This is a genomic window from Methanofollis liminatans DSM 4140 (assembly GCF_000275865.1).
GTDB classification, from domain to species: Archaea; Halobacteriota; Methanomicrobia; order Methanomicrobiales; family Methanofollaceae; genus Methanofollis; species Methanofollis liminatans.
In genome coordinates, this window is record NZ_CM001555.1 from 702,461 (window position 1) to 723,932 (window position 21,472).

General features: G+C 65.4%; 28 protein-coding genes. 16 read left to right on the forward strand and 12 right to left on the reverse strand.

The window, feature by feature from the left end:
- Positions 1-8 precede the first annotated feature (8 nt).
- The 3 genes from METLI_RS03505 to METLI_RS03515 are packed head-to-tail and all read left to right on the forward strand — an operon-like array spanning position 9 to position 3,544.
- Positions 9-2,216 carry a DUF3160 domain-containing protein gene (locus METLI_RS03505; RefSeq protein ID WP_004038069.1) on the forward strand — a complete coding sequence of 736 codons (2,208 nt, stop codon included), beginning with the start codon at positions 9-11 and terminating at the stop codon, positions 2,214-2,216.
- Between the two features lie 28 nt (positions 2,217-2,244).
- Entirely contained in the window at positions 2,245-3,081 is an 837-nt protein-coding gene (locus METLI_RS03510; RefSeq protein WP_004038070.1) for a geranylgeranylglycerol-phosphate geranylgeranyltransferase, read from the forward strand.
- A 40-nt stretch (positions 3,082-3,121) separates the two neighbouring features.
- Positions 3,122-3,544: a hypothetical protein gene (locus METLI_RS03515; RefSeq protein ID WP_004038071.1), complete on the forward strand. Its 423-nt coding sequence runs from the start codon at positions 3,122-3,124 to the stop codon at positions 3,542-3,544.
- Here the strand turns inward: METLI_RS03515 and METLI_RS03520 are convergent.
- The 4 genes from METLI_RS03520 to METLI_RS03535 are packed head-to-tail and all read right to left on the reverse strand — an operon-like array spanning position 3,519 to position 7,004.
- The gene (locus tag METLI_RS03520) at positions 3,519-4,190 is read right to left on the reverse strand and encodes a DUF116 domain-containing protein (protein WP_004038075.1); all 672 of its coding nucleotides are present in this window, start codon (positions 4,188-4,190) and stop codon (positions 3,519-3,521) included. The two genes, METLI_RS03515 and METLI_RS03520, sit on opposite strands and share 26 nt — an antisense overlap.
- A 24-nt stretch (positions 4,191-4,214) precedes the next feature.
- Positions 4,215-5,240: an S-methyl-5-thioribose-1-phosphate isomerase gene (gene mtnA / locus METLI_RS03525; RefSeq protein ID WP_004038077.1), complete on the reverse strand. Its 1,026-nt coding sequence runs from the start codon at positions 5,238-5,240 to the stop codon at positions 4,215-4,217.
- Positions 5,237-6,520 (reverse strand): CoB--CoM heterodisulfide reductase iron-sulfur subunit A family protein, encoded by a 1,284-nt coding sequence (locus tag METLI_RS03530; protein ID WP_004038080.1) that lies wholly within the window; start codon positions 6,518-6,520, stop codon positions 5,237-5,239. Before METLI_RS03530 ends, mtnA begins: the two co-directional genes overlap by 4 nt.
- Positions 6,513-7,004: a gamma carbonic anhydrase family protein gene (locus METLI_RS03535; RefSeq protein WP_004038082.1), complete on the reverse strand. Its 492-nt coding sequence runs from the start codon at positions 7,002-7,004 to the stop codon at positions 6,513-6,515. The genes METLI_RS03530 and METLI_RS03535 overlap by 8 nt, the downstream gene beginning before the upstream one ends.
- A gap of 30 nt (positions 7,005-7,034) precedes the next feature.
- Here METLI_RS03535 and METLI_RS03540 point away from each other — a divergent pair, with 30 nt between their 5' ends.
- Positions 7,035-7,493 carry a phosphopantetheine adenylyltransferase gene (locus METLI_RS03540; RefSeq protein WP_048103610.1) on the forward strand — a complete coding sequence of 153 codons (459 nt, stop codon included), beginning with the start codon at positions 7,035-7,037 and terminating at the stop codon, positions 7,491-7,493.
- Positions 7,494-7,923: 430 nt separating this feature from the next.
- Here the strand turns inward: METLI_RS03540 and METLI_RS03545 are convergent, their stop codons facing one another.
- The 7 genes from METLI_RS03545 to METLI_RS03575 form a co-directional block, all read right to left on the reverse strand.
- Complete coding sequence (locus METLI_RS03545) at positions 7,924-8,466, reverse strand: SAM-dependent methyltransferase (protein WP_004038087.1); 543 nt, start codon at positions 8,464-8,466, stop codon at positions 7,924-7,926.
- Between the two features lie 955 nt (positions 8,467-9,421).
- The gene (gene pyrI, locus METLI_RS03550; protein WP_004038089.1) at positions 9,422-9,883 is read right to left on the reverse strand and encodes an aspartate carbamoyltransferase regulatory subunit; all 462 of its coding nucleotides are present in this window, start codon (positions 9,881-9,883) and stop codon (positions 9,422-9,424) included.
- Positions 9,880-10,776: an aspartate carbamoyltransferase gene (gene pyrB / locus METLI_RS03555; RefSeq protein WP_004038091.1), complete on the reverse strand. Its 897-nt coding sequence runs from the start codon at positions 10,774-10,776 to the stop codon at positions 9,880-9,882. The genes pyrI and pyrB overlap by 4 nt, the downstream gene beginning before the upstream one ends.
- Position 10,777: 1 nt before the next feature.
- Positions 10,778-11,503, reverse strand: a complete 726-nt coding sequence (locus METLI_RS03560; protein ID WP_004038093.1) for a methyltransferase domain-containing protein — start codon at positions 11,501-11,503, stop codon at positions 10,778-10,780.
- A complete protein-coding gene (locus METLI_RS03565) occupies positions 11,500-11,811 on the reverse strand; it encodes a nascent polypeptide-associated complex protein (RefSeq protein WP_394295872.1) in 312 nt (103 codons plus the stop codon). Before METLI_RS03565 ends, METLI_RS03560 begins: the two co-directional genes overlap by 4 nt.
- A 35-nt stretch (positions 11,812-11,846) precedes the next feature.
- The gene (locus tag METLI_RS03570; protein WP_004038097.1) at positions 11,847-12,323 is read right to left on the reverse strand and encodes a PUA domain-containing protein; all 477 of its coding nucleotides are present in this window, start codon (positions 12,321-12,323) and stop codon (positions 11,847-11,849) included.
- The gene (locus METLI_RS03575) at positions 12,268-13,662 is read right to left on the reverse strand and encodes a single-stranded-DNA-specific exonuclease RecJ (RefSeq protein ID WP_004038099.1); all 1,395 of its coding nucleotides are present in this window, start codon (positions 13,660-13,662) and stop codon (positions 12,268-12,270) included. The genes METLI_RS03570 and METLI_RS03575 overlap by 56 nt, the downstream gene beginning before the upstream one ends.
- A gap of 82 nt (positions 13,663-13,744) precedes the next feature.
- Between METLI_RS03575 and METLI_RS03580 the strand changes: the two genes are divergently transcribed.
- From METLI_RS03580 to METLI_RS03630, 12 genes are all read left to right on the forward strand, one after another.
- Positions 13,745-15,151, forward strand: a complete 1,407-nt coding sequence (locus tag METLI_RS03580; protein WP_004038105.1) for a bifunctional ADP-dependent NAD(P)H-hydrate dehydratase/NAD(P)H-hydrate epimerase — start codon at positions 13,745-13,747, stop codon at positions 15,149-15,151.
- The gene (gene moaC / locus METLI_RS03585; protein ID WP_004038106.1) at positions 15,144-15,614 is read left to right on the forward strand and encodes a cyclic pyranopterin monophosphate synthase MoaC; all 471 of its coding nucleotides are present in this window, start codon (positions 15,144-15,146) and stop codon (positions 15,612-15,614) included. Before METLI_RS03580 ends, moaC begins: the two co-directional genes overlap by 8 nt.
- 105 nt (positions 15,615-15,719) lie before the next feature.
- Positions 15,720-16,310, forward strand: coding sequence for a 50S ribosomal protein L15e (locus METLI_RS03590; protein ID WP_004038107.1), 591 nt, complete (start codon positions 15,720-15,722; stop codon positions 16,308-16,310).
- A 30-nt stretch (positions 16,311-16,340) separates the two neighbouring features.
- Complete coding sequence (locus tag METLI_RS03595) at positions 16,341-16,976, forward strand: RNase P subunit p30 family protein (protein ID WP_004038109.1); 636 nt, start codon at positions 16,341-16,343, stop codon at positions 16,974-16,976.
- Positions 16,973-17,455, forward strand: coding sequence for an Rpp14/Pop5 family protein (locus tag METLI_RS03600; RefSeq protein ID WP_004038110.1), 483 nt, complete (start codon positions 16,973-16,975; stop codon positions 17,453-17,455). Before METLI_RS03595 ends, METLI_RS03600 begins: the two co-directional genes overlap by 4 nt.
- Positions 17,455-18,201 carry an archaeal proteasome endopeptidase complex subunit alpha gene (gene psmA / locus METLI_RS03605; protein WP_004038111.1) on the forward strand — a complete coding sequence of 249 codons (747 nt, stop codon included), beginning with the start codon at positions 17,455-17,457 and terminating at the stop codon, positions 18,199-18,201. The genes METLI_RS03600 and psmA overlap by 1 nt, the downstream gene beginning before the upstream one ends.
- Before the next feature lie 5 nt (positions 18,202-18,206).
- Positions 18,207-18,911, forward strand: coding sequence for a ribosome assembly factor SBDS (locus tag METLI_RS03610; protein ID WP_048104024.1), 705 nt, complete (start codon positions 18,207-18,209; stop codon positions 18,909-18,911).
- Between the two features lie 44 nt (positions 18,912-18,955).
- Positions 18,956-19,249, forward strand: a complete 294-nt coding sequence (locus tag METLI_RS03615) for a 50S ribosomal protein L37ae (RefSeq protein ID WP_004038113.1) — start codon at positions 18,956-18,958, stop codon at positions 19,247-19,249.
- A 5-nt stretch (positions 19,250-19,254) separates the two neighbouring features.
- Positions 19,255-19,389: a DNA-directed RNA polymerase subunit P gene (locus METLI_RS12680; RefSeq protein WP_004038114.1), complete on the forward strand. Its 135-nt coding sequence runs from the start codon at positions 19,255-19,257 to the stop codon at positions 19,387-19,389.
- On the forward strand, positions 19,386-19,781 hold the full coding sequence (locus tag METLI_RS03620; protein WP_004038115.1) for a Brix domain-containing protein: 396 nt from the start codon (positions 19,386-19,388) through the stop codon (positions 19,779-19,781). The genes METLI_RS12680 and METLI_RS03620 overlap by 4 nt, the downstream gene beginning before the upstream one ends.
- Positions 19,781-20,023 carry a KEOPS complex subunit Pcc1 gene (locus tag METLI_RS03625; RefSeq protein WP_004038116.1) on the forward strand — a complete coding sequence of 81 codons (243 nt, stop codon included), beginning with the start codon at positions 19,781-19,783 and terminating at the stop codon, positions 20,021-20,023. Before METLI_RS03620 ends, METLI_RS03625 begins: the two co-directional genes overlap by 1 nt.
- Positions 20,016-20,375, forward strand: a complete 360-nt coding sequence (locus tag METLI_RS03630; RefSeq protein ID WP_004038117.1) for a prefoldin subunit beta — start codon at positions 20,016-20,018, stop codon at positions 20,373-20,375. Before METLI_RS03625 ends, METLI_RS03630 begins: the two co-directional genes overlap by 8 nt.
- An 82-nt stretch (positions 20,376-20,457) precedes the next feature.
- Here the strand turns inward: METLI_RS03630 and METLI_RS03635 are convergent, their stop codons facing one another.
- Entirely contained in the window at positions 20,458-20,775 is a 318-nt protein-coding gene (locus METLI_RS03635) for a nucleotidyltransferase family protein (RefSeq protein ID WP_004038118.1), read from the reverse strand.
- Between the last annotated feature and the right edge of the window lie 697 nt (positions 20,776-21,472).

Genomic DNA, 21,472 nt, shown 5'->3' on the forward strand with positions numbered 1-21,472 from the left:
GGGGGGATATGGAGTGGACAGTGCTGGTCCTGGGTGTTGCCGCCGTGGTCCTGCTGACGGCCGGGTGTACCGGCGGCGGCGAAGAACCGCCTGAGAACGATTCCCCCCTCACGGCAGGCGGCAGCGCGGTGAGCGCGTATTACCGATCCCTTCCCCTCAACCTCACCCCGGCCTCGCCGTCCTATCGCCTCCCCCTCGACCCGGAGAGCGTCTGGAACTGGGGGGCGGTGGCCGCCGGCCTCTCCCTGGACCGGAATGCAACTGCTCTCCTCGAACAGAACGGGTTTGTGGCGATCGAGAACCCCTTCAACCCGCGGGAGACCGACATGGTCAGGCCGTACACCGTCCTGAAAGAGCGCGGCATCCCGGTCTTCGTCACCGCCGATTCGGTCCTTCACCTCTACCACATCCAGTTCGACGAGACGATGCGGACGATCGAGGAGGAGCAGTTCTACGACGATCTCTGGACCCTCGACGCCGCCCTCTTCAACGCCTCGGTCGAGACCATGGCCGCTGCCGATGGGCAGGCACTGGAGGCGGCCCGGCGAAACGCCGCCTACTTCGCCGTGGCCCTCGCCCTTCTGGCGCCGTCCGCGGACGGGGAGAATACGGGCTTTACCCCTGACGATGCGGCGCGCTATCTGCCTCCATCCTCCCTCCCGTCCGCCGCCGTCGACGAACTCGCCCTGATCCGGGGACGCGCCGGTGTGGCGGAGAGCCCGATCTTCACGTATGCCGAGGACTATTCGCAGTACCTCCCGCGAGGCCACTATACGCGATCAATGCGGCTGAAAAATTATTTCCTGGCGATGATGTGGCACGGGCGGATGACCTTCCTTCTCACCGGCGGTGACGAGGGCTCGATCGTCAGCGCAGAGGAGGCAGCGGTCCAGACGGCGGCCGCCGCCCAGATCGCCGCGGCGCTCGATGCCGACCCGTCACTGATGGCGCGCTGGAACCGGATCTACGAGGTCACTGCCTTCTATGCCGGTTACTCCGACGACCTCGGCCCGCGCCACTACATCGAGGCGATGAAAAAGGCGCCCGGCGGGGTGAACCGCACCCTCACCGCGGACGAAACCGCCCTCCTCCAGGCCGAACTCCGCACCCGCCCGCCCCCGGCGATCTACAGCGGCACCGGCTACCGTGCAGTCGGCAACGAGAAAGAGGGGCAAAAGGCCCTCGACGCCACCATAGGCTTCCGGTTCATGGGCCAGCGGTTCGTTCCCGACTCGTACGTCTTTTCTGGGCTGGTCTCGCCCTACACCGGCGCCTTCACCGGGACCGGTGCGCCGTTCACCCTTGTACAGGGCGAGCGGGCGATCCCGACCGGCCTCGACCTCATGTCCCTCCTCGGATCAGAGCGGGCCGCCGCCCTCCTGGACGCGGGCGGGGACAGCCGGTACCTCCACTATGACGAGGTCTATGGGAGGCTGGAGGGGGAGTTTGCCGCCGTGAACGAGAGCGGGTGGAACAGGAACCTCTACTGGGGCTGGCTCTATACCCTCCGCCCGCTCCTCGCCACCTTCGGGGACGGCTACCCGGCCTTCATGCAGACCCCTGCATGGCAGGAGAAGGAACTGACCACCGCCCTTGCCTCGTGGACCGAGCTGCGCCACGACACGATCCTCTATGCGAAGCAGAGTTACACCTTCGGCCGGGCGATCTCGGTCAAACCTGAGGAGCAGGCGGTCCCGGGGTATGTGGAGCCGGTGCCTGAGTTCTACACCCGTCTCCACGCCCTCACCGCGATGACGCGGGAAGGGCTTGCCTCCCTCGAAGCCCTCGATCCGGTCTCGGAGCGGCGCCTGCAGACGCTCGATGTGGCCCTCGATCGCCTCGCCGCCATCTCGGTGCAGGAGCTGGAGGGCAGCCCCCTCACCGCCGCCGATCACGCCTTCATCAGGGGTGTCGGCAGTCTCCTCGACGGCACCCTGACCGGCGTCGACGACCGGGCAAAGACGACGGCGATCGTGGCCGACGTCCACACCGATCCGTACCACGACCTCGTCCTGGAGGAGGGGGTGGGCTATACCGGCCTCGTCGTCGCCGCCTGTCCGGCGCCCGACGGGTCGGTCACCCTCGCCGCCGGCCCGGTCTTCTCGTACTACGAGTTCACCGTCCCCCTCTCGGGCCGCCTCACCGACGAGGTCTGGCAGGGGCGCCTCCGCCAGGACCCGCCGGCCCGCCCGTGGTGGACTGCCAGCCAATCTTGAAATACCCCGCCGTCGCATTTTTTTCCAGATGTACGGCTATCTCACCATCACCCGGCCGGTCAACAGCATCATCGCCGGGCTTGCCGGCGTGCTCGGCTCCCTCATCGCCACCGGCACCCTCGTCCCGGAGGCCGCCGTACTCGTCGGGATCGTCGCCTTTGTCACGGCGGCCGGCAACGTCGTCAACGACTACTGCGACGCCGGGATAGACGCCGTCAACCGGCCCGAGAGGCCGATCCCGGCGGGCACGGTCTCCATGCGTGGGGCGCTCATCTACGCGGCGCTGCTCTTTGCCGCCGGCAACCTCCTCGCCCTCCTCACAAACCCGCTCTGCCTTGCGATCGCCCTCTTCAACTCGGCGCTTCTTGTCCTCTACGCCGTCCGGCTGAAGGCGACGCCGTTTCTCGGCAACCTCGCCGTCGCCTACCTCTCGGCCTCGATCTTCCTCTTCGGCGGGGCCTTCGCCGGGATGGACGGCCTTCTTGCCACCCTGCCGGTGGCCGGCGTCACCTTCCTTGCGATGACGGCACGGGAGGTCCTCAAGGACGCCGAGGATATCGAAGGGGACCGCGCCGGCGGGGCGCGGACCCTGCCGATGATCGTCGGCGTGGACCGGAGCGTCGGCATCGCCTTCGCCTTCGCCCTCGCCGCCGCCCTTCTCTCCATGCTCCCGGTCTTCCGGTGGTGGGGCCTGCCCTATCTGGCGGCGATCGGCCTGCTCAATGCCGGGGTGCTCTACCGCTCCCTCGCGGTGCGGGGGTGCACGACGCCCGCCTGCATCCGCCGCTCCGGCGTCACCGCCACCCTGAAGAAGGGGATGTTCCTCTCCCTCCTGATCTTCACAGCCGCGGCGCTCCTTTCCTAAATTTTTTAATGGTGGGGGTGCATGATCCTAGTGGTATTATATGAAGGTCTATCAGAGCGGAGACACCTATATCGCCCCAAAAGGTTCTTTTTTTGACGGGAATGTCCACATACCCGGGGACTTTATCGTCCCGCCTGAGACCCACATCTGGGGATCGCTCGATGTCGACGGCCGGCTCGAACTGGGCGCCCTCTCCACGGTCGGCAAGGATGTGCGGTGCAAGTCCGGCGTCATCGGGCGGAGCGTCAGGATCAAAGGGGCCCTTTCGGTCGGGGAAAACGTCACCATCTCGGACAACGTCATCGTAAAATCGGTCGCTGCCGGGGGCGACATCATTCTGCGCCCGGGGATCAAGGTCGGCGAGGTGAAGAGCGACGCCACGATCTATGTCTACGGCAGGATCCTGAGCACCCGGCTCATCGGCAGAAATGTGAAGGTCATCGGGAATCAGGCAAACCAATAACCGCGATATCCCGCAGTTCGTGCCAGTCGAGGAGGGTCTCGACGCACCCGTCCTTCAGGGTGACGACCCCCATCCCGACAACACCGGCGCGGTCGCAGAGTTCGAGCCCCTCTTTTATCTCCATCAGGCATCCGACGCCGACGATCGCCTCGGGCCGGTATTTTTTCATCATTCTCTTGATCAGGGTGGAGCCAGGAGCGATGAAGACGCGGTATCCCATCGCCTCATAACTATCGATCTCCCGGCCGATATCGCACCGGCCGCAGCGGCGGCAGACGAGCCCCTCGGGGGTGAGGTGCGCCGGGCACGCGGCCGACCGCAGGCACTGGGGCAGGTATATCGCCCGCTTTTCGACCGGGATCTCCTCGAACTGCTTCAAGTTCATCGTGTTGTGCAGCCGGATCGAGAACTTGATGAGGTCCTGGTCTTCAAACCCGAAGAACTTGCAGATCCCCCTGACCATCCCTTCGAGGAAGACCATCCCGCTCTTGATGAGCCGCGGAAAATAGACTTTCCCCCGCTGGATGGAGAGCGTCATGATGAAGATGAGGGCGAGGGATGCGACGAACATGCCGAGGATCAAAAAGACCGTCACCTCGCCGATGAGGAACATCGCCTGCGTCCAGAGCGGGGAGTCGAGGAACATTGCTACACTATTCGGTGGGCCCGTTTATATATGCCGGGGTCGGGGCATGGAGTCGTATGGCGGCAGGAGGACCCCGGTTTCCGTAATGATCCCTGATACGAGGTCGAGCGGGGTGGCGTCGAAGGCATAGTTCGTGCACCCGACGCCGTCCGGGACGGTCTGCTTCCCGTTGAAGGCGGCGACCTCCTCCCGGCCCCGCTCCTCGATCGTCACGTCGGTCTCGGATCGCCCCGGGTCGAAGGTCGAGAGTGGGGCGGCCACGTAGAAGGGGATGCCGTGGTGCCGGGCGCAGACGGCGTGCATGTAGGTGCCGATCTTGTTGAAGACGGCGTCGTCGGTGATCCGGTCGGCGCCGACGACGACGCAGTCGATCTCGCCGCGCCGCATCAGGAAGGCCGCCGTCGCGTCGGTGATCACCCGCACGGGAATACCGTCGGCGGCGAGTTCCCAGGCGGTGAGGCGTGCGCCCTGCAGCAGGGGCCTGGTCTCGCAGGCGGTGACCGAGACCGTCTTTCCGGCCGCGACCGCCGACCTGATCACCCCGAGGGCCGTCCCCCAGGTGGCGCAGGCGAGGGCGCCGGCGTTGCAGTGGGTGAGCACCCGGGCGTTCTCGGGGAGGAGGGCGGCGCCGTGCGCCCCGATCCGGCGGCAGGTCTCCTCGTCCTCCTCTGCGACGGCGTCAGCGACGGCGACCGCCGCCTCCCTCCCGGCCTCGATAGAGCCGGCTCCTCTGACCGCCGCGAGCACCCGGTCGATCCCCCAGCCCAGGTTCACCGCCGTCGGGCGCGTGCCCCGCAGGTAGTCCGCGGCCGCCGAGACCTCTGCCAGAAAGGCGTCGAGATCCTGTTCTTCGCTCTGGATCGCCGCAAGGGCGACGCCGTACGCCCCGGCGATCCCGAGGGCCGGAGCGCCCCTGACTTCCAGGCGGCGGATCGCCCCTGCCAGCCGCTCGATATCGGTGCACTCCACGATCTCAAGGCGTTCGGGCAGGAGGGTCTGGTCGATGAAGCGGATCGCCCCATCCACCCGCTCGATCGTCCGCGGGATCATGGACCGGCCCGCAGGGCGTCGGTGTACGCCCGCATCGCCGCCGCCCCGCCCATCGCCACGGAGTCAGGGATATCCTTTGGCGCCACCGCGGTGCCGGCCACGTAGATCCCCGGCCTGATCGTCGCCACGGTGTTCATCTTCTCGTCCTGCGTCTGGACGAACCCGGTCTTCTCAAGCGTTATCCCGAGGCGTTCGGCGAGTTCCTCCATCCCTGCCGGCGGCTCCATCCCGACCGAGAGGACGACGAGGCCCGGGTGGAGGGTCTCCACCTCGCCGGTCTCCGAGTTCTCCACCTGCAACTCGATGCCGCCGTTCTTCTGCGCGATCTCGCCGGGCAGCCCGCGCAGGAAGCGGACGCCCATCTCCTCGGCGCGGTTGAAGTATTCCTCGTAGCCCTTGCCATAGGCCCTGAGGTCGATGTACAGCACCGTCACGGCGATCTCGGGGTGGTGCTCCCTGATCAGGATCGCGTTTTTCACCGCCGCCATGCAGCAGACGCAGGAGCAGTACGGCCGGTCGACCTGCATGTCCCGCGAGCCGACGCACTGGAGGAAGACGACGCTTTCCGGGAGGGTGCCGTCGGAGAGGCGCCTCATCTCCCCGGCCGTCGGGCCGCTCGCGTTGATCATCCGCTCGAACTCCAGGCTGGTGATCACGTCGGGAATGCTGAGGTACCTGAGGTTTCCCTTCTTTCGCGGGTCGAAGGTGCCGTAGCCGGTGGTGATCACGAGGCTCGCCGCTTTCACGCTGAATTCCTCTTCACGGTCCTCATCGTCGTGGAGGACGGCCTCGCGGCCGCAGGCCTCGTAGCAGAGCCCGCAGTCGATGCAGTGCTCTGCATCCCTGATCGTGATATTCGGGACCGACTGGGGCATCGGGCGGTAGATCGCCTTTCTCACCCCGATCCCGGCGTCGAAACGGTTGTAGACCTCGACCGGGCAGACCTCGGTGCAGTCGCCGCAGCCGTTGCACCGCTCCTCGTCCACGTACCTGGGGTAGCGGCGCATCCTGACCGTGAAGTCGCCGACCTCGCCCTCGACCCCGGTCACCTCGGTGCAGGTGTGGACGGTGATCAGGGGGTGGCGCTCCACCTCGACCATCTTCGGGGAGAGGATGCACATCGAGCAGTCGTTTGTCGGGAAGGTCTTGTCGAGCATCGCCATGTGCCCGCCGATCGTCGGTTCTTTCTCGACGAGATGGACCCGGACACCGTGCTGCGCGATGTCGAGCGCCGCCTGGATGCCGGCGATCCCGCCGCCGACGACGACCACCTCAGCCACGCCTGTACCTCCCGGCCATCTCGATATAGACCCGGGCGTTCTCCCTGATCCCTTCGCGCCCGGCCTCGTCGACCTGCCTGACGATCTTGCCCGGGACGCCGAGCACCACCGAACCCGGCGGGACGACCTTCCCCTCGGTGACCACCGCACCTGCGCCGATGATCGAGCCCTCGCCGACGACCGCCCCGTTCATCACGATCGCTCCCATGCCGACGAGCACCTCGTCGGAGATGGTGCAGCCGTGGATGATCGCCCCGTGCCCGACCGAGACCATATCCCCGACGATCGTCGGGTGGCCGGCAGAGCCGTGGACGGTGGCGTTGTCCTGGATGTTGGAGCCGGCGCCGATGACGATCCGGTCGCGGTCGCCCCGCACCACGGCGCCGAACCAGACGCCGGATCTGTCGCCGATGGTGACGTCCCCGACGAGCGTGGCGTTTTCCGCAATGAAGACCTCATCGCCGATGCGCAGATTGTGGTTCATACTAATAGTACTGGTACCCCATGACTATGGATGAAGATTATGGTGGGGGGCACCTTCTCCCCCCTTCATGCCGGCCATAAGAAACTGATATCGCGCTCGTTCGAACTTGCGGGGCCGGAAGGAAAGGTGGTGATCGGCCTCTCCTCAGACGCCTTCGCGGGCAGGAAGAGCCACCCGGTGATGCAGTACGAGCAGAGGCGGGCGGCGCTGGAGCGGTATGTGAGGAGCCTCCCCCCCGGCGCCGCCTGGGAGATCGAGGAGCTGAACGACCGCTACGGCTCGGCGCTCGAAGCAAACTTCGATATCCTGGTCGTCTCTGAAGAGACCCTGCCGGTCGCCCTGGAGATCAACAGACTCCGCCGGGCGAAGGGAAAAAAGATGGTGGAGATCTACCAGATCGCCTGCGTGCTCGCCGAGGACGGACGGTGGATCTCCTCGACGCGGATCATCAGGGGCGAGATCGACGAGGCCGGGCACCTGATCGGGTGAGAGAGGTGCTCGCCTGCGCCTTCATGCGCGGAGTGTGTGAGGAGCAGGAACCGGCAAAATCACACCGGCACGACCACCCGGAATTTTTCATTGAGGACCACGCCGCTCCGCCCGTCCCCCGCATTTCCAGGGCAATCGCACGCGGGGGTCTGGAGGTGCAACCCCCGGGCGGTGTCCGCTCCACCCTCGGGGATACTTCCGCATCCAGGCGCTGAGAGCATGAGGGTTCCTGAATGCCTGAGCAGACACCAGCCGGGGGGCTGGCTGCCCCCCGACACACCCCCCGCCGGTGCGATTGAGGGCAGGAACCCATAAAAGCGCCCCGGCACGACCATCCAGAATTTTTCATTGAGGACTACACCGCTCGGCCCGTCATCTCACTTCCAGGGCCAATCACACGCGGCGGCCCAAGGGGTAAGAGCCCCCGGCCTCACACCCCCCTTAACTCTCCCATGATCCGCTCCATCCACTCGGGGACAGAAACACCGTCCCGCGGGTAGGACTCACCCACATAGGGTTTGAGGTCCAGGACCGGGCTTCTGTCGATGGCGTCCAGGCCGGAGACGGTCAATGTGGTGCCGTCCTTCTCCCACAACCTGACCACCGTCATCAGCACCGGGTTGGGGCGGGCCGGGCTGCAGGTGGAGAAGATGCCTTTCAATGGATAATCGGTGCGGCCGACCGGGTGAACGCGTCTTAAGGACCGGGCCTCGTCGGTGATCCCGTGACCCCAGTAGAGCACCACGATGTGGGAGTAGTCTTCGATGCCGTCGAGGAGATCGGAGAGGTCTTCCCTGATGACGATCTTCGAACGCGCATCAGACGCCTGGTTGAACTTCTTCAACGCGGCCTTCGGCACCTCGTTCACCTTCAGGCCGTCGCCGTCCGCGACGAGCAGCGGTGCTGCAAGGTCGTTCCTGACGATCCCGATGGGTGTGAGCGTGATCGCCTTTGAGGAGGGTGAGTGTTCCATGTTTTTTTTATCTCCTGGTGCTCGATGCGGCTTTTTTGCCCGCTGGATGGGGAAAGCAATCACTCAATTGCTCCGGTCGTGTGATAGGTGTTGCGGAGTGTGCAATCCCGGTGCGGCAACGCAATGCCGCCTGCATGTGAGATCGGCGCTGGAGAGGTAGGCGGGGAGTGTTTCAGGACGCTTGCATCGATGAAAGGGTGGTTGATCTGCGTGCCGGGGTTCAGGTGTGTGGGGGATGGGAAATCTGGTTACGCCCCTGCCGGGGGGCTGGCTGCCCCGTAAAACTGCGATAGGGGAAGGGACGGGCAAACCACTCCGGCTCATCCACCCATCATTTTTCATCGAGAGATGCTCCGCCCCCCCCGTCCCCGCGTATCCACGGCAATCGCGCGTGGGGGTCCGTGGGTGCAACCCCCGGCAGATGAGAACTTTGCTATTCGTTCTATCATCTCTTCACGTTGAGGACGTGCGGGTTCTGGAAAATCGAGCAGCCCCTGCCGGGGGGCCTGCTGCCCCCCGGTCCCCCTGCCGATTGCGATTGGGGCAAGGACGGGAAAACCACGCTGGCACACGCATCCATCATTGTTCATCGACAGATGCTCCGCCCGGTCCCTCAGGATTTTTTCATCGACAGATGCACCGCTCCTCCCGTTTCCTCATATCAGGGGCAATCCTCGCGCGGGGGTCCGGGGGTGAAACCCCCGGCGCGGTGTCCTCTCCACCCCGAGTAATTATCGCATCTTCGCACCTGGAGGGCGAGAGTTCTAGAAAATCGAGTAGCCCCCTGCTGGGGGGCCTGCCGTCCTCCTGTGCCACGCCAACCTGTGATCAGGGCGTGCCTGGTGCAGCTCCCGGGGCCCTCGTCTGTCTGATCCAGGCCCTATCGCGAGGAGGCCACCCAGGTAAACAAAACGAAGCACCAGATTTTACCGGACCGGAAAAAAAGAGGAATCTTTCAGATAATATGCCCGGCGATGTCCTCGGTGAGGTACCAGTCGCAGTAGAGGCAGTGGAGCCCCTTCTCTGTCACCTCGAACCGGCTCTGGATTGGCTCTCTCGTATTGGTGATGCAGCCCGGGTTCGGGCACCTGACGACGCCGTGGAGGATCTCCGGGATATCGACGCCCTTCTTCTCAAAGACCTGGTAGTTCCTGATGATGTTGATCGTGGCGTTCGGGGCGATCAGGGCGATCCGGTCCACCTCCTCCTTCCGCAGTTCCCGGTTCTCGATCTTGACGATGTCTTTTCTCTCAGACTTGCGGCTCACCACATTCGTGGCGACGGAGAGACGCTCCTCGGTCGTCCCGGTGATCCCGAGGATCCGCAGGACGTTGAAGGCCTCGCCGGCCGTGATATGGTCGATCACCGTCCCGTTCTTGATCGGGCTGATCTGCAGGCATTTCGGCTCGCTGCTCATCCCATCACCCCCAGCAGGAGGGCCATCCTGATCGGGATCCCGTTTCTCGCCTGCTCGAAGTAGCGGGCGTGCGGGAGGGCGTCGACGCCCGGATCGATCTCGTCCACCCTTGGGAGGGGGTGGAGGACGATCATCTGTTCCCGCGCCCGCTCCAGCAGTTCGGGGGTCACGCGGTAGCTGGAGGCGACCGCATAGTACGAGGCGGTGTCAGGGAAGCGCTCGCGCTGGATCCGGGTGACGTACATCACGTCCAGGCTGGCGGTGAACTCCTCGATGTCTTCGTGCCTGACCACCTCGACGCCGCGGTCTTTGAGCCCCTCCATCACGTTCGGGGGCATCTCCAGGCTCTGCGGGGCCAGGGTGTGGAGGGTGACGTTGAACTCGGTGAGGGCGTAGGCGAGGGAGTGGGCGGTCCGTCCGTAGCGGAGGTCGCCGAGCAGCCCGACGTCGATCCCGTCGAGGGGCATCGCCTGCCTGATCGTGTAGAGGTCGATGAGGGTCTGGGACGGGTGCTGCCCGGCGCCGTCGCCGGCGTTGAGCACCGGGACCGAGGAGAACTCGGCAGCAAGCCTGGCCGCCCCTTCTTTGGGGTGACGGAGCACGATGGCGTCGGCGTAGCCGCTCACCACTCTGATCGTGTCTGCAAGGGTCTCGCCTTTCACGACCGAACTCGCCTCGACCCCGCCCATGTCGATGGAGGTCCCGCCGAGACGGGCCATCGCCGCCTCAAAGGACATCCTGGTCCGCGTGGACGGTTCGAAGAAGAGCACGCCCAGGATCCGGTCGTCCAGGGCGTGCCGGTCGTAGGTGCCGGCGTCGATCGCTTCGGCACGGTCGAGGAGGGCCTCGATATCCCTCTTCTCGAAATCCTTGATTGAGATGATATGACGCATCTTACCGCCTTGCGATGGTGATATAGCCCGAATGCCCGACCCGGGTCGAGGGGCGGGTGCCGCGGCTCCCCCGCGTCATCTCCCGCTCCATGCATTCGTAGGTGTGCACCTCGGAAAAGAGGTTTGCGGCCGCGTCGTAGGCGGCCGACATCTGCTCGATGAAGGGCGTGTAGCAGGCGAGGTAGCCGCCCGGCCTGACAAGCCGGTAGGCGTGGGCGATATGCTCCTCCCGCACCCCGAGGTCGAGGTGGACGACATCGTACTCCCCGTCGGCCTCGAGGACGTCGCAGGCCCGCACCTCGACGTTCTCGAGCCCGGCGTCCCTGATGTTCTTCTCGGCCTTCTTCGCAAACTCCGGGCGGACCTCGCAGGTGACCACCTGGCGGGCGATGCCGCCGAAGTAGATCGCCGCAATCCCGCTGCCGGTGCCGGCGTCGAGGACATCGTCGTTCCGGTTCATGCCGGTGTAGGCGATGACCATGCCGATGTCCTTCGGGAGCATGGGGGCGCCGGTCCTGGAGGCATGCGCAAAAAAGTCGGTCGCACGGGGGCGGCGGACCACGAACTCCTTCCCCAGGTGGGTGGCGATGATACCGCCGTAGTCCATGCCGATGAGGCTGGCGAGGTCGAGCATGCCGAGGTCGGTGGAGAGGGTGCCCTCCCCGGCGCGGACATAATATTCTCTCGTCCCGAGGACGAGGACCAGGCGCTCTCCCTCCTCGATCATGCAGCGGTCAGACGCAGGATCGCCTCGGCAATGTCGCCGCCGGTGGCCTTCAGCGCCCCCCGTGCGGCGTCTGCCGATGCGCCGGTCTGCTCCATCACGAGCCTGACGTCGTCTTCAGGGATCTCGATGGCGGCGGGCTCGAACCGCGCCTCGCCGGTGATCTGGTAGGTGGTGACCCCCTGCATGATGGTGGCGACGACCTCGGCCCCGTCGAAGACGTAATTGCCTGAGCCGGTCTCGATGACGATCCGGCGGACGTCCTCGATCGTCTCCATCTCCATGCCGAGCTGCTTCATCATCTGCTTCATCTTTTTCGGGTTGATTTTACCGCCTGGAAACACGCTTACTTTCCTCCTTTTCTAACATTTACCGCTACTCCGTAATTAAATGCCAGCATTTCCGCACCCGAGAGCACGGCCTCGCCGGTGGCGATCACCTCGTCGCCGTCCCTGACCAGGATCACCTCGTCGCCCGGCCTGATCTCGGGGTCGGCGGCGGCGATATGCTTTGCAAAGGCGTTCTTGCCCTGGGCGATATACTCTGCGACTTCCTCAGCGATCCTGACCCGGTAGGCCGGGGCCGGCATCGCAGCCGCAAGGCGGCGGGCGCCCTCGATCCCGAGGGTGAAGCGCCCGTCCTGGGCCCGCAGGGTGACGATCCGCTCCTCGCCGATCATCACCTGACGGACGCGGCGGGTTTTGGAGCGCACGTACCTGCAGCCCGGCGGGAAGAGGGCTGCGCCCGCTCCCCTGCCGAACTGGAAGTCAGCGATTGCCCTGACCTGCCGCTCCGCGCTGTCTTTTGATGCTCCTGTCAACACGCTGAACAAACTCCTCTTCTGCTGTTTTTGGAATATATGCTCCGGCTGCGACGGCATGGCCGCCTGCCGCGCCGCCGAAGGAGCCTGAGGCCTCGATGAGCGCCTCCTGGAGATCGATGCCGCTGCCGACCATCCGTTCGGTCGCCCGCATCGAGACCTTGGTAAGGTCGGGATCGTCGGGGAGCGTGCACATCACCAGGATCGGTTTTTCCCGGTTGAGCCTTGACAGGGCCATCCCGGCCCCGATGCCGACGATCGTGTCGGGGAACCTATCGCCGACATGGATGTACTGGACGGCGTCGAGCTCGGTCACCCCGGTCTCCAGGATATGGTTCAGGAGTTCCCTGATCACCGCCCGGTGGTGGGTGAGCATGTGCCCGGCCTCGCGCACAGCCTCGCCCCGGTCGCCGGCGCAGATGGCGCTCCCGACCTCGGGGCGCGCCCAGCGCCCGCAGGCGTTGAGCAGGGTCGAATACTCGGCGGCGTTGCGCAGCGCCGTCTTCTCGGTCTCGTCCGGGAAGAGATAGACCTCGGCGCAGAGCCGGTCGGCCCGGCCGCCGTGGGCGACCACCTGCTCGGCAAGGGCCGAGGCGATCGCCTGCCGCTCCTCCCCTGAAAGGTCTTCCCAGACCCGCCACTGCCCTTTGCGCGTCCGTTCGGGGATGCCGAGGCGGGCGAGCAGCCGGCGGGTGCCGGGCAGGCTGTTCGTGATCCCCTCGATAAAGGGGTCGTCGCTGTAGGCGAGGCAGTTTGCAAGAGGCCGCGTCGAGATGCCGTAGCAGTTGAGGTCCTTTCTCGCCTCGACGTTCCCGTACTCGAGCCCGTCGTCGACGATCTGCCGCGCCGGCCCGACGAGCCCGCAGTCCTCCCGCGCCATCATGTCGCCGACGTTCCCGATCACGGCGAGCTTTGCAAGGTCCCGGTTGTCGGCGTCGATCGCCTGCGCCACCAGGTATGCGGCGCCGGCGGCGGAGAACTTCGCGTGGCCGTACGGCAGGGCGTTGACCTGCAGGTACGGGGTCTCCACGTCCTGCGTGACATGGTGGTCGACGATCACCACGCGGTCATCTTTCAGCCCGTGCGCCTCCAGGAGGTTCTGCTGCCCGGCGCCGAGATCGGCGAAGACCTTGAGGGTGTCGTCCTGCGGGACGCGGTGCATCATCAGGGGCTCGAGCTGCCGCACGAAGACCGGCACCGCCTCGATCCCGGCGCGCGTGATCGCCTGCATCAGGATGGAGAGGCTGGTGATCCCGTCGGCGTCGATATGCGAGATGACCGTCACCCGTTCGGCCTCGCAGATGCGCCCGGCCGCCGCCCTGACGTCGCCCTCAAGACTCATTCCCTTTCAGGTCGGCACCTGATCTGATATAACCGACCCATCGGTCAAAAACTATCTATCGCTCTGATGCATAGGTGCGGATATGCAGGATCTTCTCTCCCCGGACCTGGTGGAACTCGCCGCCTTCTGCGAGGCCGGCGTCATCTCCCCTGAGCGGATGCGCGCCGTGGACCAAAACGCCATCGCCCTCGGCATCCCGGGCATCCGGCTGATGGAGGCGGCCGGTCTCGCCCTTGCCTGTGCGGTGCGGGAGTCCGCCCCCGAACGGGTGCTCGTCCTCTGCGGCCGCGGGAACAACGGCGGGGACGGCCTGGTCGCCGCCCGCCATCTCCAGGACCTGACGGTCGACGTCGTCGTCCCGGCGTGCGGCTCTGCCACCCCTGAGTTCCTCGCCCAGATGGCGGCCCTGCACCACTGCGCCGTCGCCGTCCACGAGGTGGCGGTGCCGGCCGGGGTGGAGGCGCTCGCCCCCCTCTTCGAGCGGGCCGACGCCATCGTCGACGCCATGCTCGGCACCGGGGTCCATGGCGCGCCCAGGGACCCCCTCGCCGCGATGATCGGGCTCGCGAACAGGAGCGCCGCCCGGATCGTCGCCGCCGACGTCCCGACGCCCGGGACCAGATCCGACCTCGTCCTTGCCTTCCACCGTCCCAAGGCGCCCGGGGTGCGGGCGGCCGGGATCGGGATCCCCCTCGCCGCCGAGGTCTTTGCCGGGCCGGGCGACCTCCTCTGCCTGCGGCCGAAATCGCCCGGAGCGCACAAGGGGGCGGGCGGCGAGGTGCTCGTCGTCGGCGGCGGGCCGTACCAGGGTGCGCCGTTCCTTGCCGGGATGGCGGCGCTGCGGGCCGGGGCCGACCTCGTCAGGGTCGCCTCGCCGGCGTACGTCCCCTGCCCCGACCTGATCCACGTCCCGCTCGCCGGGGCCGTCGTGGGCGAGGAGCACCTGGAGGTCCTCATTCCCATGGCCGAACGGGCCGACGTCGTCCTCTGCGGCAACGGTCTCGGGACCCGGAGCCATGCGGTGGTGGAGGCGCTCGCCCGGGTGGCGCCCCGCCTCGTCCTCGATGCCGACGCCCTCCGCATCCCCCTCCCAGCCGGGGCGGCGACGATCTACACCCCTCATGCCGCCGAGTTTGTCCGGATGACCGGCCGCTCCCTCGCCGGCGGTCTTGCTGAACGCGCCCGCACCGTGCGCGACGCTGTCCCCGCGGGGGCGGCCGTCCTCCTCAAGGGCGCGACCGACATCGTCTCGGACGGGGAGCGGGTCAGGTTCAACCGCACCGGCTGCCCCGCGATGACCGTCGGCGGCACCGGCGACGTCCTCGCCGGGGTGGCCGCCGCCCTCTTCTGCAGGCTTTCCGCCTTCGATGCGGCGTGTGCCGCGGCGTACGCGAACGGCCGCGCCGGCGAGGCGGCGGCGGCAGGAAGGGACGCCGGGATGACCGCAACAGAGATGCTCCCCCATATCCCAGAAGTACTCTATGGTTGAGTTCACCCATATCGCCGACGACCGCGCTCGCATGGTCGACGTCTCGGCAAAGCCCGATGTCGTCAGGGAAGCGGTCGCCGCCGGCAGGATTTATCTGCGGCCCGAGACCCTGGAGGCGATCCGGTCCGGGACGACGATCAAGGGGAACGTCCTGGCCACCGCCCGCGTCGCCGCCACCCTCGCGGTGAAGGACACTCCTAGGATCATCCCGATGTGCCATCCCCTCGCCCTGGGCGGGGTGGAGGTGGAGTTCGACGAGGCCGAGGGCGCCATCGAGGCCGTGGTCCGCGTCCGCTCGTACGGCAAGACCGGGGTCGAGATGGAGGCCCTGACCGGCGTCTCTGCGGCGCTCCTCACCGTCTGGGACATGGTGAAGTCGGCTGAGAAGGATGCGGACGGTCAGTACCCGCACACCCGCATCGAGGGCATCCGCGTGATCGAGAAACGGAAGGGCGCGCTCTGACCGAGCGATTAATATCTCTCTGGAACATACCAATACAGACCTGCGGGATCAGTCCCGTGAAGGAATGTGGCGCGAAACCAGCGCTGAACCTGAAGGTGATTATCAATGGCAAAGTCAATGTATGCCTACGTTCGCGAGGCATGGAGAAACCCGGCTGAAACCGGGGTCAAGTCCCTCCTCTGGGAGCGGATGCAGGTATGGCGGCGCGAAGGCTCGGTTGTCCGCCTCGACCGCCCGACCCGTATCGACCGTGCGCACACCCTCGGCTACAAGGCGAAGCAGGGCGTCATCGTCGTGCGGGCCAGCGTCCGCCGCGGCGGTCGCAGGAAGTCCAGATACGTGCGCGGTCGCAGGACCGCACGGATGGGCATGCGCCGGATCACCGCCGGCAAGAGCATCCAGCGGATCGCCGAGGAGCGCGCCTCGAAGAAGTACCCGAACATGGAAGTGCTCAACTCCTACTGGGTCGGTCAGGACGGCCGTCACAAGTGGTACGAGGTCATCCTGGTCGACGGCAGCCACCCTTCGGTGATGAGCGACCCCCAGCTCTCCTGGATCGGCAACGCCAACCAGCGCGGCCGGGCCGAGCGCGGCAAGACGATGGCCGGTCGCAAGGGTCGCGGTCAGCGGCACAAGGGCATCGGCACCGAGAAGACCCGCCCGAGCATCCGCTCGAACGCGAACCGCGGAAAGTAACCATCTCCCCATTTTTTCCGGAGTGCACCGATGGCGTATGCTGATGCCTGTGTGCATCCCTATCCTGCCGGCGATACCTCGCTTCCACGCATGGCCCTGGAGGCGCGGGAACTCGGGTTTGCGACGATCGTCTCGACCGGAGGGGCTGGAGAGTTTTTCGGCGTCCGTGCTGTGCAGGGTGTCGTGATCGGCGCCCGGACGTTCAAGGACGTGGTGAAGGCGGTGCGGCGGGCGCCTGAGGCCGCCCTGGTGGCGGTGTGCGCGGGCGACGAGAGTTTCACCCGTTCGGCCGTCTCCCTGGGGGGGGTGCACATCTTGAAGGGGGTCCATCAGGGGCCGAAGAACGCCTTCGACCATGTGGCGGCCAGGACGGCCGGCGAGCGCGGCGTTGCCGTGGAAATCGATCTCGCCCCTATCGTCGCCCTGCGGGGCCGCGACCGGCAGCGGGTGCTCGCCTGTTATGCCGACGTCCTCTTTCTCCACCGCCGCTACGGCTTTCCCCTCTGCATCGCGAGCAATGCCCGCTCGGTCCTCGACCAGCGGAGCGTCCGCGAGGCCATCGGGCTCTGCTCGCTCTTTGGTATGGATGGGGACGAGGCCGGGGCCGCCCTCTCCTCGGTGGAGGGGCTGCTCAACAGGCCCGAGACGGTCAGGGTGGTCGAGTGAGGCCCAGACCCAAGGCCCTGCGGCAGAAGAGGCGTTACCTTCTCGTCAGGGTGCTGCCCCCATGGCAGGAGATCGAGCAGAAGGCCCTGTACCTCGCGGTCTCCGGGGCGGTGACCTCTCTCTTCGGCGATGCCCACGCGGCCGAGATCCAGCCCGCCGTCGTCTTTTCTGATCGGGGGTGCGCGATCCTCCGGTGCCGGCGGGGGTGCGAGGGCGACCTTTCTGTGGCCTGCGCCACCGTCACCGCCGCGGGCGATCTCCGGGTCGCATTGCGGACCGTCGCCGTTTCAGGGACGATCGCCGCGCTCAAAGGGCGGATGGACGGGTGGATCCATGCCCTGCCGCCCGAGCAGGCGCTGTACGGTGAAAAGGAGGTTCGCTCCTTTCGGTACGGGCGGCATAAGGTTGATGTACTACAAGAAGGTATTAAAAAACAGAGCATAGTCTTTTTGACAGATTGTGAACGTGAGGAGATCTAATGCAACCACAATATCAGATGGGATATGACCGGGCGATCACGGTCTTCAGCCCGGACGGGCGCCTGTACCAGGTCGAGTACGCACGGGAAGCGGTGAAGAGGGGGACGACCGCCGTCGGGATCAAGTGCAGCGAAGGGGTGATCCTCCTCGTCGACAAGCGCGTATCGTCGCGCCTCCTTGAACCTGCTTCTATCGAGAAGATCTACCAGATCGACGAGCATATCGGCGTCGCCTCATCGGGGCTCGTCGGTGACGCCCGCCTCCTTGTGGACCGTGCACGGGTCGAGGCCCAGATCAACCGGGTCTCGTACGACGAGCCGATCGAGGTGGAGAGCCTTGCCAAGAAGATCTGCGACCATATGCAGGTCTACACGCAGTTTGGCGGGGCCCGGCCGTACGGCACCGCCCTCCTGATCGCAGGCATCTATGAGGGCGAGGCCCGCCTCTTCGAGACCGATCCGTCGGGCACGCTCCTCGAGTACAAGGCGACCGGGATCGGCATCGGCCGGCCGGCCGTGATGAAGATCTTCGAGGAGGAGTACCGCTACGAGATGACGATCCCCGAGGCGATCCATCTCGGCCTGCGTGCCCTGCACGCGGCGACCGAAGGGAAATTCGATGTCCAGACCGTCGAGATCGGCGTCATCGAGATGAAAAACCCGATCTTCCGCAAGATGGAGGCCGACGAAGTGAAGTCTTTCGTCGACAAGGTCGAATTCGAGACGCCTGAAGGCGAAAAGGAGTGATGGGTTTGATCCCGCTGGACCGGGCGGTGATGGCCCGTCTTGAGAGCCACGGCGAGCGCTTTGAGATCGCGGTCGACCCCGAGCTTGCGATGAAAGTGCGGCAGGGCGAGGAGATCGCGATCGAGGATGTCGTTGCGGCTGACTCGGTCTTCGAGAACTTCGCCCACGGGGAGCGGGCGTCTGAGGAGGCCCTCATGAAGGTCTTCGGGACGACCGATTTCGAGCCGGCCGCACGCCGGATCCTCGCGAAAGGCGAGATCCACCTGACGGCCGACCAGCGGCGACGGATGATCGAGGATAAGCGCCGGAAGGTGATCACCTTCATCTCCAGGCACGCGATCAACCCGCAGACCAAACTCCCGCACCCGCCGCAGCGGATCGAGCTGGCGATGGAGGAGGCGCGGGTGAACATCGACCCCTTCAAGCACGTCGACGAACTGGTGAAGGAGACGGTGAAGGCGCTCAGGCCGATCCTGCCGATCAGGTTCGAGGAGCTTCGGCTTGCCGTGAAGATCCCGGCCGATCACGCCCCCCGCGCCTATGGCGAGATGCAGGGTGCGGCGACGATCGAGCGGGAGGAGTGGCTGGGCGACGGTTCGTGGGTCTGCGTCTGCCGGATTCCTGCAGGTATTCAGAGCGATTTCTACGCCCTGGTCAACCGTCTCTCGAAGGGCGACGGGCAGGTAAAGATCCTTGATCAAGTATATTAAGCGGGACGTTCAACCTAGATAAGCATAATTAGGGGTATTATATTATGGCGAGGCGTAAACAGCAGAAGGCAAAAGGCAAAGTCACCGGGAGTGCGGGAAGGTTCGGGCCGAGGTACGGCAGGTTCATCCGCAAGAGAGTGCTCGAGGTGGAGAAGATCGAGAAGGCCGCCCACACCTGCCCCCGCTGTGACCACGTGGCCGTTCGCCGCGTCGGCACCGGCATCTGGCAGTGCCGGAAGTGCGACTTCAAGTTTGCAGGCGGCGCCTATGCGCCCCAGACTCCCTCCCTCCGTGTCGCACTCAGGACCATTGAGCGTGCGATTGAGTCTCAGGAGTAAGCGGCGTGGCAAGTACGTACAAGTGTGCACGGTGCAAGCAGAAGGTGGAGATCGACAAGAATGTCAGGTGCCCCTACTGCGGACACCGCATCCTCTTTAAGGAAAGGGGCGCTGCGATCAAAGAGCTGAAGGCTCGATGACCGTCGTCACCACCTCCAGAAAAGCAGCGGACGATTTGCGGGCGCTTGCGCGGCACCTCGCCTTTGCCACCGGCGCCCGCTATCTGGCCCGCGGAAAGACCGGATTTGCGGCTCTTTCCGACGAGGCCGTCATACTTTTTACGCGTGAGCACGGGACGATCCGTCTTGTGGTGGTGGACGAGGGCGGAGAGGTTGCCCTCGATCGTCCGGTCCGGTTGGTGCAGATCGCCGTTCGGGAGGGTCCCATCGACCGCACCCTGCGGATCGCCGACCAATCGGTTTATGAGGTCCTGAAAAGATATTGTGATGCAGAACCGGCAGAAGCCGGGGCTCCGTCCATCGTCTTTGACGGGCAGCAGAAGAAACAGATCGTGCTGGAGCTGGCGCAGTGATGCATGAGGCGGTCTTTCGCTTTGCGACGCCGCACGCCGCCGTCCTCTACCGCGCCCTCGCCCCTGAGGCCGGTGAGGTCGAGGGCTCCCGTTCACGCGAGGAGGTCGCCCTCTTGGGCCCTGAGACACTGGTGCTCAGGGTGCAGGCGGCCGACGTCCATGCCCTGCGGGCGGCGCTGAACATGTGGCTCCGGCTGGTCAATGTGGCAGATGAACTCCAGGAGATGATCAGGCATGAGTAGTGTTTCACCCAGAGTGCAGCAGCAGCTTGCGATGCTGCAGCAGATCCAGCAGCAGCTCCAGACCGTGATGGGGCAGAAGGCCCAGTACGAGATGGCAGTGAAGGAGACGAACCGCGCCGTCGAGGAACTGAAAGAGGTCGCCGACGACGCACCCGTCTATGTGAATGTCGGCACCGTGATGATGCAGAAGGATAAGGAGAAGGTGCTCGCCGAGCTCGGCGAGAAGGCCGAGACCCTGGACCTGCGCATCAAGTCACTCGACAAGCAGGCGAAGGCCCTGCAGGCGAAGTTCGAGCAGTTGCAGGCCCAGATCAAGCAGGCGGTCGGCGGCGGCGCTCCGCAGGCTTCATAAATCTTTTTTTCCGAATGGTCCTTTGTGTTCTCCGGGGCCTTTGGGCCGCCGGTAAGGATGCGTTCTCCCTGGCGTGAGGCATTTATATAGAGACAATCTCTTTGCCGATACGGCGAGCAATGCGGGGCTTGAGTGCACTTTTTTCGACCAGATCTACCTTTCGTCCCTGGATTTCGGTCAGGTGGCCTTCGAGCCTGAGAAAATCGAAGAATCCCGGCACCTCGGAGAACTCGACCAGGATATCCGCGTCGCTCCCTTCGTGCTCCTCGCCCCACTGGCACGATCCGAAGAGGCCGATGGACCTGATATGGTAGGTTTTTTCGAGATGTTCCCTGTTCGCCCGGAGGATGCCGACGATCCGTGCGCATTCCCCGCCGCACTGCACTGTCGCCGAGTCCATACTTGATCGGACTATTATATCCCTCTCTTTTGTATAGATATCTCCGAAGGCTGACGCAAGATCGTGGGTGGCGTGTCACCTTACTTTCATGGCAGCGAGAGGTTCCCCCACAGGGGTCTTCGATCAACCGCCTTCCCTGCATCCCCGCGTCGGGGGTTGCACCCCCGGACCCCCGCGCATGATTGCCGTGGATATGCGGGAACAGGGCGCACGGAGCAGTTGTCGATGAAAAAATCCTGATGGTCCGGTTGGCATGGCTTTCCCGTCCCTGTCCCTATCGTATGTGCGGGGGGATCGGGGGGCGGCCAGCCCCCCGGGAGGAGGCTGCTCGACTTTCTGGAACTCGCACCCTCCATGTGCGAAGAGACGACAGAACGAATGGCGAAGTCCGCCTCTGCCCGGTGGTTGCACCCCCGGACCCCCGCATGCGATTGTCCCTGGATCTGCGGGGATGGGCCGGGGGGAGCAGTTGTCGATGAACAATGATGGATGAGCGTGCCGGAGTGGTTTTCCCGTCCCTGCCCCAATCGCATGTGCGGGGGGACCGGGGGGCAGCAGGCCCCCCGGCAGAGGCAGCTCGATTACCCGTACACGCACACATCACCATCCCCTCGCCCCGGTGGTTGCACCCCCGGACCCCCGCGCGAGGATTGCCCCTGACATGAGGGAACGGGAGGAGCGGAGCATCTGGCGATGA

What these genes read in the sequence shown, in the direction of transcription:
- METLI_RS03625 (WP_004038116.1), top strand. Translation starts at nt 19,781, where the DNA reads ATGCATGAGGCGGTCTTTCGCTTTGCGACGCCGCACGCCGCCGTCCTC.
- METLI_RS03575 (WP_004038099.1), bottom strand. Translation starts at nt 13,662, where the DNA reads ATGAGTCTTGAGGGCGACGTCAGGGCGGCGGCCGGGCGCATCTGCGAG.
- moaC (WP_004038106.1), top strand. Translation starts at nt 15,144, where the DNA reads ATGGTTGAGTTCACCCATATCGCCGACGACCGCGCTCGCATGGTCGAC.
- psmA (WP_004038111.1), top strand. Translation starts at nt 17,455, where the DNA reads ATGCAACCACAATATCAGATGGGATATGACCGGGCGATCACGGTCTTC.
- METLI_RS03590 (WP_004038107.1), top strand. Translation starts at nt 15,720, where the DNA reads ATGGCAAAGTCAATGTATGCCTACGTTCGCGAGGCATGGAGAAACCCG.
- METLI_RS03595 (WP_004038109.1), top strand. Translation starts at nt 16,341, where the DNA reads ATGGCGTATGCTGATGCCTGTGTGCATCCCTATCCTGCCGGCGATACC.
- METLI_RS03620 (WP_004038115.1), top strand. Translation starts at nt 19,386, where the DNA reads ATGACCGTCGTCACCACCTCCAGAAAAGCAGCGGACGATTTGCGGGCG.
- pyrB (WP_004038091.1), bottom strand. Translation starts at nt 10,776, where the DNA reads ATGCGTCATATCATCTCAATCAAGGATTTCGAGAAGAGGGATATCGAG.
- METLI_RS03520 (WP_004038075.1), bottom strand. Translation starts at nt 4,190, where the DNA reads ATGTTCCTCGACTCCCCGCTCTGGACGCAGGCGATGTTCCTCATCGGC.
- METLI_RS03580 (WP_004038105.1), top strand. Translation starts at nt 13,745, where the DNA reads ATGCAGGATCTTCTCTCCCCGGACCTGGTGGAACTCGCCGCCTTCTGC.
- pyrI (WP_004038089.1), bottom strand. Translation starts at nt 9,883, where the DNA reads ATGAGCAGCGAGCCGAAATGCCTGCAGATCAGCCCGATCAAGAACGGG.
- METLI_RS03615 (WP_004038113.1), top strand. Translation starts at nt 18,956, where the DNA reads ATGGCGAGGCGTAAACAGCAGAAGGCAAAAGGCAAAGTCACCGGGAGT.
- METLI_RS03635 (WP_004038118.1), bottom strand. Translation starts at nt 20,775, where the DNA reads ATGGACTCGGCGACAGTGCAGTGCGGCGGGGAATGCGCACGGATCGTC.
- METLI_RS03560 (WP_004038093.1), bottom strand. Translation starts at nt 11,503, where the DNA reads ATGATCGAGGAGGGAGAGCGCCTGGTCCTCGTCCTCGGGACGAGAGAA.
- METLI_RS03510 (WP_004038070.1), top strand. Translation starts at nt 2,245, where the DNA reads ATGTACGGCTATCTCACCATCACCCGGCCGGTCAACAGCATCATCGCC.
- METLI_RS03535 (WP_004038082.1), bottom strand. Translation starts at nt 7,004, where the DNA reads ATGAACCACAATCTGCGCATCGGCGATGAGGTCTTCATTGCGGAAAAC.
- METLI_RS03630 (WP_004038117.1), top strand. Translation starts at nt 20,016, where the DNA reads ATGAGTAGTGTTTCACCCAGAGTGCAGCAGCAGCTTGCGATGCTGCAG.
- METLI_RS03565 (WP_394295872.1), bottom strand. Translation starts at nt 11,811, where the DNA reads ATGAAGCAGATGATGAAGCAGCTCGGCATGGAGATGGAGACGATCGAG.
- METLI_RS03545 (WP_004038087.1), bottom strand. Translation starts at nt 8,466, where the DNA reads ATGGAACACTCACCCTCCTCAAAGGCGATCACGCTCACACCCATCGGG.
- METLI_RS03540 (WP_048103610.1), top strand. Translation starts at nt 7,035, where the DNA reads ATGAAGATTATGGTGGGGGGCACCTTCTCCCCCCTTCATGCCGGCCAT.
- mtnA (WP_004038077.1), bottom strand. Translation starts at nt 5,240, where the DNA reads ATGATCCCGCGGACGATCGAGCGGGTGGATGGGGCGATCCGCTTCATC.
- METLI_RS03505 (WP_004038069.1), top strand. Translation starts at nt 9, where the DNA reads ATGGAGTGGACAGTGCTGGTCCTGGGTGTTGCCGCCGTGGTCCTGCTG.
- METLI_RS03515 (WP_004038071.1), top strand. Translation starts at nt 3,122, where the DNA reads ATGAAGGTCTATCAGAGCGGAGACACCTATATCGCCCCAAAAGGTTCT.